The organism is Ignavibacteria bacterium (assembly GCA_025612375.1).
Classification (GTDB): domain Bacteria; phylum Bacteroidota; class Ignavibacteria; order Ignavibacteriales; family SURF-24; genus JAAXKN01.
The window spans coordinates 66,608-81,377 of record JAAXKN010000020.1 but is presented as its reverse complement, the minus strand read 5'-3'; the positions used below and the strand labels follow the sequence as shown (position 1 = coordinate 81,377).

The window sequence follows — 14,770 nt, the reverse complement described above, 5'->3', positions numbered from 1 at the left end:
AACAAAAAAAGCAGAACGGACAAAATCCGTTCTGCTTTTTTTATATCCCAAATTCCCGGGCAATTTAGTTTTTCAGCACCCTTCCCTTTTCATCATAAACCCTTTCCGAAAGGAGCTTGCCGTTTGCATACTTTGCCTCGCTTTTTACAAACCCGTTCTGGTAATAGCTCACATAGGCACCGTCTATCTGCCCCTTTCTGTAATAGGCGTACTGCGAAACGTCCCCATTCGGGAAATACCAGGTCTTCATGCCGTCAACAACCCCGTCGTGATAGTTTTCCTCATGCTCCAACTTGCCGTTCTGATAGTACCCGCGGGCTTTTTCCGGCCTTCCTTCCGAAAAATATTTCTCTGTCTTCAGGCTCCCGTCCGGGTAAAATGTTTTTGCAATACCCTGAATAACATCTTTATAGTAATTTGTTTCAGCAATAACGCGCCCAAGACTGTCGTATTCGTAGGCTGTGCCTTTCTTAAGACCCGATTCATAGGTCGTAACCGTTTCAACGTAACCCGAATCGTGATAGGTCTTGCAGACCCCGTCAGGCCTGCCGTCCAGGTAGTTAAATTCCGATTTAATATAGCCGCTGTTATAATACGTTTTTTCAGGCCCGTTTTTCTTTCCATCCTTAAAAGAGATCTCGCTTTTTAAGATGCCGTCGTCAAAATAGTCCTTAAAGCTTTCCTCAACCTTGGCAAACTTATTGTCGATGCCGTAACGGACCCTTTTAATGATCTGCCCGTTTTCGTATGTATCTATTACCTTTATTGCTCCGTCAATGTAGAACAGTTTGGAAGTACCTTCAAGCTTATCGTTTTTGTAGTTTGCTTCAAGTGCAACCTTCCCGTTTTCAAAGTAAGTCCTGCTCGGGCCCTCAAGCTTTCCATCCATATAGTACTTTTCAACCTCAACGCCGCCGCCGTCAAAGAATGTGCGCGAAAGGCCGTTTAATATTCCGTCATGGTAGTTCCAGAGCCCCATAACGTTGCCGCTTTTGTAGTACGTTTTGGTTATGCCTTCCTGTATGTTGTTGATGTAGTTAGGTTCAGCCCAGACTTCCCCGGTTTCGTAATACCACTTTGAGGTGCCTTCCAGCTTCCCGTTGGAATAGTTCCATTCCATCGTAAGCTTGCCATTTTCCAGGTACCACTGTGAAGTGCCGTCTTCCTTGTCATCATGGAAATACCAGAGCTTCCAGAGCTGCCCGCTCTCATAGTACTCCCTGTATGTGCCTTCACGCTTACCCCAATGATAAGCGCCCTCGGTCTTCAGTTTACCGCTCGGGTAATAGGTCTTTTTTATGTCATATTCTTTCTCCTGCTCCTGTGCAAAGGCAGGATAAAAAGCCGCAAAAATAAGACAAATAATGATGTTATATATTGAAAATCTGATAATGTTTCTTGTTTTCATTTTTTCCGTAAAATTAATAGCCTAAAATGTAGCTGAAAAATTCCGCGCACGAAATTTAAGAAAATTTCTCCTTAGTTTTTGGGGATTTATAAGGTATAAAAATATCCCAATACCCCGCTCCCCCCTGTTATTTAAACCATTTTTCACAGAAAAAAGATTCTGTGAATTTAATGCTATTTGCTTAAATTTAGTCATAAAATTAAGGAAAACTAATGTTCCGGACTGAAACAAAAATCAACTTTTTCGACTGTGACCCCGCAGGCGTCATGTTTTTCGGGAATATTTTTAAGATAGCACATTCAGCATACGAAGAATTGCTTCAGAATGGGGATCTGGAAAGGGATTACTTCAAAGATGATCAGTTTGCCCTCCCCCTGGTGCATTCAGAGGCGGACTTCCTGAGGCCCATTATGCCGGGTGAAAAAGCCACAGTTCAGCTTACCCTCTCAGCTCTTAAGGAATCTTCTTTTGAGCTTAGCTATGAGGTTATAAGCCCCAAAGGCGAAGTGTGCGCCAGGGTTAAAACCGTACACGTTTCGGTACTTAAGTCCGGCTGGCAGAAAACCCCTCTGCCGCAGGACCTGAAAAACTGCCTTATGAATGCTTAAACTGGCTCTTTTGGAATATTTCCCTTATATAGTCGCGCCTCATCTTCCCTAAAGATGTTCTGGGCAGTTCCTCTGTAAAAAATATCCTGCGCGGGATCTTGTAAGAAGCCAGGTGGCTTCTTAAAAACACTGCCAGCTCTTCTGCCTGAAGATCCCCCTTTTTTATCACTGCAGCTGCAACCGTCTGCCCCCATTCCCTGTCTTCAAGAGCAAAGACGCAGGCTTCCCTGACACTGGGGTGCCTTAGAATTGCATCTTCAACTTCCAGGGGGTTCACATTCTCCCCTCCTGAAATAATAAGGTCCGTCCTGCGGGCTTCAACGTAAAGGTAGCCCTCACTGTCCATATGCCCCAGGTCCCCTGTGTGATAATAGCCTTCAATGAGCTTTTTTGAGGTCTCTTCAGCGTTATTCCAGTAGCCTGCCATAACAGACGGGCCTTTAACAATAATTTCCCCGCTCTGGCCTAAATTAACCTCCCGCCCCTCTTCATCAATTATCATAATTATATTGCCTTTTAAGGCACGCCCTGCCGAAGAGAGCTTTTCAGGATGCTTCTCAATTTCCACGGCGCTTACAAGCGTAGCCGTTTCAGTGCTTCCGTATACCTTAACAGCCCTCCAGTTTTCTTCAAGCGCACTCTGCGCCAGGCTCGAATCTACAGGCCCACCGCCAAGAAGCATAAAACGCAGCTCTTTATTGGGTTTAACCCCCATTTCAATTAAACGCCTTAAAGTGGTGGTAACAAAAGAAATCAGTGTCGGCCTGAAGGCTTCAACTGCTGCTGCAATGTCCTCTGTTTTAAGCGACTGAGGGATTACAACTGCAGCACCATAGAGCAGTGCACGGACGGGAATGGAAAAGCCCCCGATGTGATAAAAAGGAAGGCTTGCAAGCCAGCGGTCTTTACCCGACTGCCTTAAAAGCGTGTCAGAAGCCGTGGCGCTTCCTGAAAGCGTGCTGAATGTATGCATTACGCCCTTCGGCGTGCCTGTAGTACCCGAGGTATAAAGTATTAGGGCACATTCATTAAGATTTAGCTCTCTTTTACTTTCTTCTGTATCTTCGCCCTTAGTCAAAACAGGAAAGATAATTCTTCCGGACTTAATTCCGGAAAGCCTGTCTTTAAGCTCTTCATGTATGAAGACAAATTCTGCTTCCGAGTGAAGTATCAGCTTCTCCAGGTCTTCATCCAAAAGCCTTACATTTAAGGGAACAGGTACCGCCCCCAGGTTCCACAACGCCACAATAAGTATAATAAACTCAGCATTGTTTGAGCTTAGAATAGCCGCGTGCATCCCCTTTTTTACGCCCATAGACCGCAGGAAAGCCGCATAGGCACCGGCGCGCCTTATAAGTTCGCTGTAGGTAATAGTTTCATCCCGGCTTATTATAGCGGGGCTGCCTTCCGGCACCTGAAGATATTTATTAAAAAAGTAGAAATCTGTCATAATTAATTAAAGCTGTTAAATCTTGAGCCCTTGACTTTTATAACACCGCCCTTAATTTCAAACGGGTCGCAATAAGGCTCGTTTTGAAGAAAACCCTTTGTTCCAAGCCCGTGCGCCAAAGAGCCATTGGATGCCGCGGCAAGAAATATTGCAGCGCTTCTTCCAACTGAAGTTTCAAAAGAGGAAGATATGACGCTTTTATTTCCTGAGGCTTCAGCATTGTGCATGATCTTTAATGCAGACGTAATTCCGCCAAGCATCATAGGCTTTAGTATAAGATGAGCCCCGGGAGCTTTTTCTATTACTTCCAGAGCGTCACTTGTGCTCCTTATTATCTCGTCAGCAGCAAGAGGAATCTTTGACTCTTTCACAAGACGGAAGAAATCTTCTTTTCCCATTACCGGCTGCTCAATATATTCAGGACTTAACTCCTCCAGCTCTTTTATGTATTTCAAGGCTTCAGGAAGCGTCCACTTCCCGTTTACATCCAGGCGTATATTTATTTTACTGCCGAAGTGTTCCCTTAAAAGCCCGACTGATTTTATATCTTCAGAAAAATTATCCCGCCCGGCTTTTAGTTTAATCGTCCTGAAGCCTTCACTTACAAGCCTCAGGGCTTTACTTAAAACTTCATCGGGGCTAAGAAGCCCAATAAGACCGTTTACATGAACTTCTTCCTTCAGATGTACATTCAGGAGCCTGTCCGGGGAAGTCTTTTCATTAAGCGCCCTGTAGTTAAGCCAGGCCTGTTCAAGCCCGTGCCTGAGAGCAGGAAGAGCTTCCAGGGTCTCAAGTTTCTTTTGAAATCCTTCGGGGTCAAATAAAAGGGATTTATTTACTGTTAGACCAAACAGGTTTTGAAGGGCATTTTCAGCCTCGCTATAGCTCTCGCTTCCGAATTCCGGAAGAGGGGATGCTTCCCCCAGGGCAGTTTCATTCTCACTTAAACTAATGGCAATAAAAAATCCCTTACGGCTTCTTATCACCCCTCCTGAAGTAAGAAAGGGCTCATTTAATTTTATGTCGTAAGGGATATATTTTATTTCCGGCGGCTTCATATAAGAATGCCGATTGCAAAAAGGAACCCGTAAAGGGCTGAAAGTTTAGCCGTCAGCTCCAGCGTCTTATTTAAGTAGGAGCCCTCAAGCGAATAGAGCATCTTTATCAGGTGGAAGCCCAGAGGTATTGTAAGAAGAGGCAGAAAGACCCAGATATCCTGCTTATAAATCGTAAAAATGACTACAGGCGTAAGATAGCTTACACCAAGAAGAATTATATACTGCAGCCGGGCAAACCTTTTGCCGAATATAACGGCAGTGGTCCTCTTGCCTGCCGCACGGTCTTCCTCACGGTCACGATAGTTGTTAACAACAAGAATATTTGTTATGAGCGCACCTACGGGAATTGAGGCCCAGACAGAAAGAGCCGAAAACCTTAAGGCCTGCACGTAGAAAGTGCCCACAGTTCCAACGAGCCCGAAGAAAAGGAATACAAATACATCCCCCAGCCCGTTATATGCCAATGGGTAAGGCCCTGCCGTATAAGCCATTCCTGCAAGAATTGACAGGACTCCTATAATAAACACAGGCAGGCCCCCAAGATAAACCAGGTACATGCCCAAAAGAAATGCCGTACCGAAAACCATGGCAATGCCAATCTTCATTTCTTTAACTGAAATCAGCTCGTTTGCCAGAACCCTCAAGGGTCCCGGGCGGTCTTTTTTATCCGTCCCGGCAAGAAAGTCGTAAAGGTCATTTACAAAGTTCGTCCCTATCTGAATAAGGAGTGAACACAAAAGTGCCACTAAAGCCGCAAGTGGCATGAAGGAGCCTTCGTAGGCCGCCAGTGCTGTTCCAACCAGTACGGGCACTATAGCCGCTGGAAGCGTCTTAGGGCGGCTTGCCAGAACCCACGCCTGAAATTTATTTGGATATTTATCGTTTGACATCTTATAATTTTTCTTCGTTTTCAGAAAGAGCACTATGGCAGTCTTGGGAATTTATTAAAATCAGGCTTTCTTTTTTCCAGATAGGCTTTTTTACCTTCCTGCGCTTCTTCACTCATATAGTAAAGCAGTGTTGCATTGCCTGCCAGTTCCTGTATCCCCTGCTGCCCGTCCAGCTCGGCATTAAAAGCAGATTTAAGCACGCGTATTGAAAGAGGGCTCTTCTCCAGTATCTCTTTAGCCCACTCAACACCTTCTTCTTCAAGATTTTCTACCGGAACAACTTTATTTACAAGCCCCATATCCACGGCTTCCTGCGCGTTATACTGCCGGCAGAGGTACCATATCTCGCGGGCCTTCTTCTGCCCCACGAGCCTTGCAAGGTAGCTTGCGCCGAAGCCGCCGTCGAAGCTCCCGACTTTGGGGCCTGTCTGCCCGAAAATGGCGTTATCGGCTGCAATCGTAAGGTCGCATACAACATGAAGCACATGGCCGCCGCCTATTGCATAACCTGCAACAAGCGCAATTACGGGCTTCGGTATGCTGCGTATTAACTTCTGAAGATCCAGTACATTAAGCCTCGGCACGCCATCGTGCCCTACGTAACCCTGGTCTCCCCTTATCCTCTGGTCGCCTCCGGAGCAGAATGCATACTTGCCGTCTTTTGCCGGACCCTGACCTGTAAGCAGTATGACGCCGATTTCGGGATCCTCCCTTGCGTCAATAAAAGCATCGTACATTTCCATTACCGTCTCGGGTCTGAAAGCATTTCTGACCTCGGGGCGGTTGATGGTAACTTTGGCTATGCCATCCATCTTCTCATATATGATATCCTGGTATTCCTTAGCCTTCTGCCAGTCGAATTTCATTGTCTTAATCCTCTCACTGTTGTTTATAAGGACGTCCTGTAGTCCTCAAAATTTAACCTTCAGCCTTTTGTAAGCCGGTTAAAAACCTGTTTAACAAATTTAAGAAATTTTCAGGTCTTTCTAAATGGGTATTATGCCCTGCACTTTCTATTACCTCATGCTCCGAAAGTTTTATTTTCCGCGACATTCCAATGTTAATGCCTGTAAACTTTTTATCCAGCTCTCCTGTAATAAGCATTGTTCTGCAGTTTATGTTCTCAAGTTTATCCCACAGCTGCGGCATCACTCCCGTTGAAAAACCCCTGAGAGAGTTGGCAAGCCCTGTTTTGCTGTTATTTATTTTCTTCTGCTTTACTTCGGCATAGACATTTTCAGGCAGCTTTTTAAGTGTGGCAAAAAGAGGCACATCCATCCAGTAATCAGCAAAAGCCTCAATCGGATTGTTTTCAATGAACTCCGCAAGCCTCAGGTCTGAAGAGGCACGCTCACGCCTTTCATTTTCATCAATAATACCTGCTGTTGCACTTTCAAGAATGAGTCCTTTCAGCAAGCCCGGATTTTCAACCGCAAATGACAGGGCTGCGCGCCCTCCCATGGAATAGCCCGCTAAAATTACTTTCTTAAGATTAAAGTAGTGAATAACGCCAAGTATCTGGTTTGAAATTGCCTCTGCTGAATAAAGCGATGCATCGGCAGGAGAAGAGCTTCTCCCGTGGCCTATTATGTCTATGGCGTATGGGCTATAGCCTTGCGGAAGCCGGTTGAAGAGGAACTTCCAGTCGCCTGAAGAACCGGTAAAGCCGTGCAGGAATACTACAGGAGTTGCCCCTTCGGATGAAGAATGAGGGGTTTCAACATTTAATTCTGTGTCTTTTAATTTTATTATCATGAGTCTATGGGGAATGTTAATACTCAAATTTACAACTTTTTGTAATTTCCCGTTGAGAAATAATTTCCCCTTATAAGACAGCCTTATCTTGCTAATTTTTCACTGGCACTGTAAACATCTTTGTATTATCATCCCAGTAAACCACGCGTTTTTTTTTCTTCCACCATTTAAGAAGCGTTTTCTGAATATCTTTTTGTTCTTCAAAAGACGTATTCAGAAGATCCCGTGAGAATATTTCCTTCAGGTCTTTGAACTCACCCCATTTTTCAATTGCCAGCCAGGCTATGCCGTTTATTTTTTTGATACCTTCAGCAATTGAAGATATATCAAGCGTGTCTGTTAAAGTGTTGATAAGAAGTGGGAATATCTCCTTGTCAGGGTTAAGCTTCAGATTGGAGTTTGTGCTGAATTTATACCGGACACCAAGAATTGTGTAGACTATCATATCCCGGGAAAGCGTATCTGTTGTTTTACCATATGCCCCAACAAGCTCGTTAAGAATATTTTTCTTGCTGACGTAGACCAGGGCGTGAGACAGGACGGATTTTTTCTCCAGCGGGTTCTTAAGTACCATATTTTTCAGGAGCGGCTCTTCAGCCAGGCTGTCTATTGCAAATACGCTTTTATAAAAAGCGCTTACGCTTCTTTTATTATTTTCATCAAGCCGGGCCACAAGTGAATCCACCCTTGCCTCCTGTGAAGAGGGAACTTGTGCAAATGCGCGGGAACAGCCAAATATAAGAAGGACACAGGCAAATAATATTTTACTCATAACTCACATTTAATTTTTCATAGCTGCATTTATACAAATGAATTACAGCCTCATGTTCCCGCACAAAAACTGCGTCAGCAGTTTTCTATCTGTAGCCCAGGGTATCAAATCCCCGCAGGGGATGCAGACACCCTGGGTTATGAATAACCAACACACCCCACCCCACAAAAAAAAAACCAAAAACCACGCGAGTGGTTTTATGTCTGTTACCTGTATTCCGTCATATTACATTAAACATCATATTACATTAAACATCATATTACATAAACGCCATATTATATTAGCATAGATCACTTAAGCAGCATCATCTTCCGGGTTTTAATTTCCCCTCCCGACTGGAGCTTGTAGAAATACATGCCTGAGCTTACCTGGCTTCCGCGGCTGTCGCGGCCATTCCAAATAGCGGTTTTCCGCCCCGCCTGCTCATACTCATCTACAATTGTTGCAACTTCACGCCCATCCATTGAATAAATTTTTAAGACTACCCTTCCCTCTTTCGGTATGTCGTAGCTGATCCGTGTTGATGGGTTAAAGGGATTCGGGAAATTCTGGTGCAGCTCAAAGACCTTTGGAACCTCTATGTCTTTTAAGACAGCTGTCATTTCACCTATAACAACGTTTACAGGACGGCTGTAAATTGCCAGGTCCTTTGCAATGCCGCTTGTAATCATACAGTTGTATGAACCTGAGGCAAGTGAATCTTTGGGATTAAGATTAAAAACATCCGAGTTCGCCCCCGGAATCATAATTTCATTTTTGAACCACTGATACCTGTTATCCGACCCGCCTACTTTAACCGAGAGTTTAATTACATCCCCGGTGTGTATTATAGTGTCTGTATATTTTCCTATGCTGTCCTGCGGCCCATAGTAAAAGCTGACATTGTGGAGCTTCAGTACCGGCTCAATATCCTCAAATGTAAGGTGGTTATCATATGCTGTCAAAGTTACAAGTGACGTATCACCTGAAAAGTCGGGCAGTGAATCCAGCTCATTTACTTCAAGGTACAGGTATTGCAGTTTTCCCATTTTACCCAGAGATGCAGGAATTGAACCCGTAAGAAAATTCTGGTTTAAGGACAGGTAAACCAGGCTCTTCAGGTTTCCAAGCTCTTTAGGGATGCTGTCGGTTAAAAGATTGTTGTTAAGATATAAATACTTAAGACTATCCATGCTCCCCATCTCTTTGGGGATTGAGGAAAGCCTGTTGTACTGCAGCTCCAGTTCATCAAGATTTTTAAGACCTCCGATTGAAGCCGGTAGCTCGGTTATGTGGTTGTACCTGAGTGAAAGGATCTTAAGATTTTTCAGTCCGCCTATTTCCAGAGGAAGTTTTGTCAGGCGGTTATTATCCAGATACAATTCCTTTAAGTTGTTAAGGCTGTCAACCGCCTGGGGCACACTGCTTATTAGGTTACCCCTTAGGTCAAGCTTTGCAAGCAGCCTCATTCCCGTAATCTCTGGAGGAATTGAAGTAATCTGGCATCCATCGGCATAAAATTCAATCAGGCTGTCCATATGGGCAATTTCCAGGGGGATTTCAGGAACAGGGTTTACTCCAACGTTAAGCACCCTGAGAGAACTCATGTGGCTTAAAAATAAGGGAATGTCGGGAAGAAGATTCCCTGAAATAATGAGCGATCTTAAGTGTTTAAGACTTTCCAGGGAAGAAGGCACTTCTGAAATTTGGTTGTTTTCTGCTTTAAGCACTTCAAGATTCTCAAGCTTTCCAAGTGAATCCGGAAGGGCGGAAAGATAATTATCTGAAAGCTCCAGATCCTTAAGTGCCCGAAGCTCCGAGATCTCCGCAGGAACTGACTTAAGAAGATTGCTCCTAATGGAAAATTTTTCCAAAGCCTTAAGGCTTCCAATTTCATGAGGAATAGAAGTTAAACTGTTATAGTTTAAGTTTAGTTCTTTTAATTCTGTAAGACTGCCGAATGAAGGGGGAATTGAATCCTGCAGGTTATTAGCCAGCTCAAATGAAATCTTTTCAACACGGTTATTTTTTACCGTAACACCATACCACTGTCCTACAGGCATGCTGCTTAACCAGTTTGTATGATTTGTCCATGAGGAGCCTTTAGTGGAATTAAAAAAGTCTATAAGAGCCAGTGAATCCTGCCTCGTAACCTGTGAGAATATCTTTCCGGAGGAGAAAAATATAAAACATAAAGAAACAAAAACTAAAAATTTAAAAGGCTTCAAATTGGCTCCCATAATCTAATTACACATAATCTTAACCCGGCCTCAGCGTATCGGAAATATTTATACTGAAGAAAAAAGACAGACCACCCCGGCTGCAGCAGTATGTCAATAGACCGCCGCCTACAAACAATATACAAATTCTCTTAGTTTAACTGAAATAGCGAATTGGCCAAAAAAAAGAGGCCCGGCATGGAAACACTTCCCTTGCCGAGCCCCTATTATCCCAAAAATGTTTTAATTAGTCAACCCATTTATATACCCTGACATAATCAATGGCCATTGCCCTGGGGAAAATGTTGTCGTCTACACCCTGGGCTCCTCCCCAGTCTCCTCCAACAGCAAGGTTCAAAATGAAGTGGAAATTCTTGTAGAAAGGCCATGCCTGCCATCCAATATCTTCGTTCTTAAATGTAAAGTATTTGATGGAATCGACAAATAAATCTATTCTGTCGGGGTACCACTCCATGGCATAAACGTGGAATTTCGTTTCCGCATCCGGCACCGCCAGAATTGATGTTTTCTGTAAAGCCTGCCGCCAGTTATATTTGTTGCAGTGAATTGAGCCGTGGACTTTTCCCTTATCGTATCCCACGTACTCCATAATATCTATTTCGCCGTTATCCGGCCAGCCGCCGTTTCCATCTGTCCAGTTTGTAGGCAGCATCCAGATTGCAGGCCATGTCCCCTTGCCTCCCGGCAGTATGGCTCTTACTTCAAAACGCCCAAAGGTCCAGTCCCCTTTATTTGTTGAAACAAGGCGTGCTGAAGTGTATTTATGACTGTTATAGTTATCAAGTCTGGCTTCAATAACCAGAAGGCTGTCTTCAACCCTGGCATTTTCCTGGCGCCTGCTGGTATAATACTCCAGTTCATTGTTCCCCCAGCCGCTTCCGCCTACGTCATAACCCCATTTTGAAGAGTCTGGAAGCCCTTTATAATTAAACTCATCTGCCCATACAAGATTCCACCCCTTCTTCTCAGGATTCGGATCGGGCTTGTTTTCAGCAGGAGCCGGAGAGTCATTTTTACACCCAAGGATGAACAAAAGAGCCGCAAAAATAAAGTACCGTTTATGCATTACTGTCCCCATGCTTTGAATGAATATTTTTTCAGGAAAAACTGTGAAATAAACATAAACATTTCGGAACAAAATGTCATAAAAAATTACATAAACCTGAATAAAACCGGCAGCGTCAGAAACGAGAGCGCAATGCCCAGGCCTACCATCGAGGCCATCAGCTCTGGTTCCAGGTCTGCTATAATTGCAAGCGCACCTGCTGTAATCATGGGGCCCATTCCGGCCTCAAAAATCGAAACCTTTGCCGGGGCGGTAAAGATGCCCAGAGCACTGCAGATGGCAAGGGCAGCCAGCGGCGCCAGAACGAGCTTGATTAAAAGCCCCCATATCATCGGGCTTACAACAGAACGCGGCAGCCTGAAGGATATCTGAAGCCCCACGGCAAACATTACTACAGGTACCAGAGTCTGAGAAGCCATCTGAAGTACACTGACCGCAATCGGGGGATAGGTCCAGAAGCGCAGTATCAAAGCCAGAATAAGGGAAATAAAAGGGGGAAAGTAAACTACTCTTTTTACAATATCCATAATCCCGGGCTTTTTACTGCTGCCGTAAAGCGCCAGCACTATTGAGCCGTATGTCGCCAGTGCAAGAAAGCTCCCGAACTGATCGTACAAAATTGCATATGGGATGTGGCTTTCTCCAAAAAAAGCTTTTATCATCGGTATTCCAAGGAATGACGTATTCCCGAGAGGAACAACAAGAAGCAGCCCGCCTGTAATGGACCTTCTCCAGCTGAAAACTTTGGAAAGAATAATTATAAGTATGACGGAAAGCAGTATCATAACCCATGGCAGCAAAACCGGAATAATAAGTTCACGTGAAAACGAGAGCTTCGGAATATTAAGCAGTACAAGTGCAGGAAGAGGAACATAAATAACAAAAAGATTCAGCACGTGGGCCGCATTATCAGGAAAGAGTTTAAGCGGCTTTATAATGATACCAAATATCAGAAGTATAAATATTAAAAGAAAATTTTCCATATTAGTGCCAGAGATACCCGGGATTAAGACAGTTGATAAGTTTTCTTCCGACCTCGTAGTTCTCATTGATGCCTCTGAAGTTTTCCTCACCAGGCCCAAATGAAAAAACGCCTACCATATTTGCCGTATGATCGCCTGAGACAAAGGTCAGTTTCAGGTTCGAATAATTCCTCTCCCCTCCCGTTAAGGATATGCCTCCGGTTTCATGGTCAGAAGTAACAAGAACAAGAGTGCTGCCGTCTTTTTGGGCAAAGTCCAGAGCCAGGTTGACAGCCTTGTCGAAATCCTTCATTTCACCCAGGACCTTATCCTGACTTTTTGCATGCCCCCCCTTGTCTATCTGCGAGCCTTCAACCATAAGTACAAAACCTTTTTCATTATGGTTCAAGTTTTTTATTGCACAGGAAGTAAGGTCAGCCAGCGAGTAATCTCTTGACTCTGCAGGCTTCAGGTTGTCGTCTTCAAGAAGAGCAAAGTATGGCCCGTAATCATTATAAGAGGTAAGTTCATCTATGCTCTTAAAAAATTTGTATCCCCTCTCCTGCATTCTTTTGACAAGATCGGGGTTCTTCTTATCCTCATCAGCAGCGAAGAACCTTAGCCCGCCTCCAATAGCAACATCTACATTTCCTTCCGAAAGCTGCCTTGCAATTTCATTTTCCTCTGCCCTGTTCTTAACGTGGGCGGAAAAACCGGCCGGTGTCGCATTTGTAATTGTGCTCGTAACAACCAGGCCCGTTGAAAGCCCCTTGTCGTGTGCAAGCTCAAGAATGGTCTTTAGCCTGTTGCCCAGAGTGTCAACGGCAAGATAACCGTTATTGGTTCTGTACCCCGTTGAAAGTGCTGTTGCCCCGGCTGCTGAATCTGTAATCAGCTTATCGGCCGAGCAGGTAACCGAAAACCCGGTTGACCTGAAGCGGCGGAAGGCATTTCCTTTGTTAAGAAGAACTTCAGCCGTAACATCATTAAGGCCCATTCCGTCACCAATCAGTATAATGATGTTCTTTGGTCCTTTACCTTCGCGGCAGTAGGCAGGATTAAACGACGAAGAAAAGCCCAAAACAATAATAAGCAGGAGGTAAATATGTCTTTTCATCAAGAGAGATTTCCAATATTTGTCAAAATTCAGATCGTTTAAAATAAGAGCAGGAATCCGGACTGGTCAATAGATCGCCCAAATTCCTGCCTTAAAAAGTCCAGAGTGTAAATAAGTTTTATTTTATATAATCCAGCCAGCCTAACGTGTCAGGCTTTGTGCCGTACTGGATTCCAAGGATCTCATTAAACAGGTTAAGTTCAAAATCGTTAGGATCATCATGCTTGAATGTCATCGTCTTATCTTTGTAGGTAAGAGAACCTACCGATGAAATGACTGCAGCAGTACCGGTTCCGAATATGCCAAGAACGTTGCCCTTGTCATATTCTTCAATTATTTCCTGCATGCTGATTAGCCTTTCGTTAACATTTATTCCTTTACCCTTTAAAAGCTCAATTACAGTGGCTCTTGTAATACCGGGAAGAATGCTTCCAGTAAGCTTCGGTGTGGCAATTTCGTCCTTAAATCTGACGAAAATGTTCATCGTGCCTACTTCCTCGATATACTTCTGTTCAACGCCATCCATCCAAAGGACCTGCGTAAACCCTCTTTTCTGTGCTTCCTGTGTAGCCAGAAGGCTTGCAGCATAGTTAGCGGGTGTCTTGCAGTCCCCAAGTCCCTTCCTTACAGCCCTTACATAATCATCCTGGGCCAGGATCTTTACGGGTTTAAAACCCTCGGGATAATAAGCTCCCACGGGTGAAAGTATTATAAGAAGTTTATAATTTTTTGAAGGCCTGACACCTAAAAGAGGATCTGATCCATAGACAAAAGGACGGATATAAAGAGAAGTTCCCTTCTTTTCAGGTACCCATTCTTTGTCAACCTTAATAAGTTCCTTTAAGGCCTCAATCATGAATTCCTCATCCACTTCAGGTATACAAAGCCTGCGTGCGGAATTGTTCAGGCGCTTAAAATGCCTGCCGGGCCTGAAAATGGCAATTTCGCCGGAATCTGTCTTATAAGCCTTTAATCCTTCAAAAACAGCCTGCCCATAGTGAAGCACCATTGTAGCAGGACTAAACGGCATAGGTTCGTTTCCTCTGATTGTAGGATTGTGCCAGCCGTTAACTTCATCATAATCCATTTCGAATAAATGATCCGTAAAAATCCGCCCAAATTCGAGTTTTTCGGGCAGCTGTAAAGCAGTTTCTTGATGATCGTTGAGCAAGAAATTGATGTTTTGCATATAATTCACCACTTTTTATGGAATAATTGTTTTGGCCGGGATATCGGCCAAAAATGCTACGTACATATTAAGCATTTTTAATGAAACTTTAAACCCAAATTCGCAGTAAAGTTCCGAATTTCTATCAGTTATGCAACGAATATACCATATTTTCGCTGGTTTATTCACAAAAACAGCGTATTTTCTTCAAAAGAGCGTATTTCTTTAATTATAAAAATTTGTACAAAATCCGGTTTATTTTTTTATATTGTAAAATGTCCATCGGGATATTACTTT

13 protein-coding genes are annotated in these 14,770 nt (G+C 43.9%); 1 reads left to right on the top strand and 12 read right to left on the bottom strand.

Features of this window, described 5'->3' with window-relative positions; genetic code table 11:
• Positions 1 to 64: 64 nt before the first annotated feature.
• Complete coding sequence (locus HF312_12800; GenBank protein ID MCU7521090.1) at positions 65 to 1,408, bottom strand: hypothetical protein; 1,344 nt, start codon at positions 1,406 to 1,408, stop codon at positions 65 to 67.
• A gap of 212 nt (positions 1,409 to 1,620) precedes the next feature.
• Here HF312_12800 and HF312_12795 point away from each other — a divergent pair, with 212 nt between their 5' ends.
• Positions 1,621 to 2,016, top strand: a complete 396-nt coding sequence (locus tag HF312_12795; protein MCU7521089.1) for an acyl-CoA thioesterase — start codon at positions 1,621 to 1,623, stop codon at positions 2,014 to 2,016.
• On the opposite strand, the gene menE is transcribed toward HF312_12795, so the two are convergent.
• The 11 genes from menE to HF312_12740 all read right to left on the bottom strand — a co-directional run bounded on the left by menE (position 2,003) and on the right by HF312_12740 (position 14,494).
• Complete coding sequence (gene menE, locus HF312_12790) at positions 2,003 to 3,466, bottom strand: o-succinylbenzoate--CoA ligase (protein ID MCU7521088.1); 1,464 nt, start codon at positions 3,464 to 3,466, stop codon at positions 2,003 to 2,005. The genes HF312_12795 and menE overlap by 14 nt on opposite strands.
• 2 nt (positions 3,467 to 3,468) lie before the next feature.
• Positions 3,469 to 4,524, bottom strand: coding sequence for an o-succinylbenzoate synthase (gene menC, locus HF312_12785; protein ID MCU7521087.1), 1,056 nt, complete (start codon positions 4,522 to 4,524; stop codon positions 3,469 to 3,471).
• Positions 4,521 to 5,414 carry a 1,4-dihydroxy-2-naphthoate polyprenyltransferase gene (locus HF312_12780; protein ID MCU7521086.1) on the bottom strand — a complete coding sequence of 298 codons (894 nt, stop codon included), beginning with the start codon at positions 5,412 to 5,414 and terminating at the stop codon, positions 4,521 to 4,523. Before HF312_12780 ends, menC begins: the two co-directional genes overlap by 4 nt.
• Before the next feature lie 32 nt (positions 5,415 to 5,446).
• Positions 5,447 to 6,280 carry a 1,4-dihydroxy-2-naphthoyl-CoA synthase gene (gene menB, locus HF312_12775; GenBank protein ID MCU7521085.1) on the bottom strand — a complete coding sequence of 278 codons (834 nt, stop codon included), beginning with the start codon at positions 6,278 to 6,280 and terminating at the stop codon, positions 5,447 to 5,449.
• Positions 6,281 to 6,332: 52 nt separating this feature from the next.
• On the bottom strand, positions 6,333 to 7,169 hold the full coding sequence (menH, locus tag HF312_12770; GenBank protein ID MCU7521084.1) for a 2-succinyl-6-hydroxy-2,4-cyclohexadiene-1-carboxylate synthase: 837 nt from the start codon (positions 7,167 to 7,169) through the stop codon (positions 6,333 to 6,335).
• A gap of 91 nt (positions 7,170 to 7,260) precedes the next feature.
• A complete protein-coding gene (locus HF312_12765) occupies positions 7,261 to 7,854 on the bottom strand; it encodes a hypothetical protein (protein ID MCU7521083.1) in 594 nt (197 codons plus the stop codon).
• 377 nt (positions 7,855 to 8,231) lie between these two features.
• Positions 8,232 to 10,148, bottom strand: a complete 1,917-nt coding sequence (locus HF312_12760; GenBank protein MCU7521082.1) for a T9SS type A sorting domain-containing protein — start codon at positions 10,146 to 10,148, stop codon at positions 8,232 to 8,234.
• 238 nt (positions 10,149 to 10,386) lie between these two features.
• The gene (locus HF312_12755; protein MCU7521081.1) at positions 10,387 to 11,226 is read right to left on the bottom strand and encodes a glycoside hydrolase family 16 protein; all 840 of its coding nucleotides are present in this window, start codon (positions 11,224 to 11,226) and stop codon (positions 10,387 to 10,389) included.
• 86 nt (positions 11,227 to 11,312) lie between these two features.
• Positions 11,313 to 12,209: an AEC family transporter gene (locus tag HF312_12750; protein MCU7521080.1), complete on the bottom strand. Its 897-nt coding sequence runs from the start codon at positions 12,207 to 12,209 to the stop codon at positions 11,313 to 11,315.
• A gap of 1 nt (position 12,210) precedes the next feature.
• A complete protein-coding gene (locus HF312_12745; GenBank protein ID MCU7521079.1) occupies positions 12,211 to 13,305 on the bottom strand; it encodes an alkaline phosphatase in 1,095 nt (364 codons plus the stop codon).
• Between the two features lie 118 nt (positions 13,306 to 13,423).
• The gene (locus HF312_12740; protein ID MCU7521078.1) at positions 13,424 to 14,494 is read right to left on the bottom strand and encodes a branched-chain amino acid aminotransferase; all 1,071 of its coding nucleotides are present in this window, start codon (positions 14,492 to 14,494) and stop codon (positions 13,424 to 13,426) included.
• Positions 14,495 to 14,770 lie beyond the last annotated feature (276 nt).

What these genes read in the sequence shown, in the direction of transcription:
- menE (MCU7521088.1), bottom strand. Translation starts at nt 3,466, where the DNA reads ATGACAGATTTCTACTTTTTTAATAAATATCTTCAGGTGCCGGAAGGC.
- menB (MCU7521085.1), bottom strand. Translation starts at nt 6,280, where the DNA reads ATGAAATTCGACTGGCAGAAGGCTAAGGAATACCAGGATATCATATAT.
- HF312_12795 (MCU7521089.1), top strand. Translation starts at nt 1,621, where the DNA reads ATGTTCCGGACTGAAACAAAAATCAACTTTTTCGACTGTGACCCCGCA.
- HF312_12745 (MCU7521079.1), bottom strand. Translation starts at nt 13,305, where the DNA reads ATGAAAAGACATATTTACCTCCTGCTTATTATTGTTTTGGGCTTTTCT.
- HF312_12740 (MCU7521078.1), bottom strand. Translation starts at nt 14,494, where the DNA reads ATGCAAAACATCAATTTCTTGCTCAACGATCATCAAGAAACTGCTTTA.
- HF312_12780 (MCU7521086.1), bottom strand. Translation starts at nt 5,414, where the DNA reads ATGTCAAACGATAAATATCCAAATAAATTTCAGGCGTGGGTTCTGGCA.
- HF312_12800 (MCU7521090.1), bottom strand. Translation starts at nt 1,408, where the DNA reads ATGAAAACAAGAAACATTATCAGATTTTCAATATATAACATCATTATT.
- HF312_12750 (MCU7521080.1), bottom strand. Translation starts at nt 12,209, where the DNA reads ATGGAAAATTTTCTTTTAATATTTATACTTCTGATATTTGGTATCATT.
- HF312_12755 (MCU7521081.1), bottom strand. Translation starts at nt 11,226, where the DNA reads ATGCATAAACGGTACTTTATTTTTGCGGCTCTTTTGTTCATCCTTGGG.
- menH (MCU7521084.1), bottom strand. Translation starts at nt 7,169, where the DNA reads ATGATAATAAAATTAAAAGACACAGAATTAAATGTTGAAACCCCTCAT.
- menC (MCU7521087.1), bottom strand. Translation starts at nt 4,524, where the DNA reads ATGAAGCCGCCGGAAATAAAATATATCCCTTACGACATAAAATTAAAT.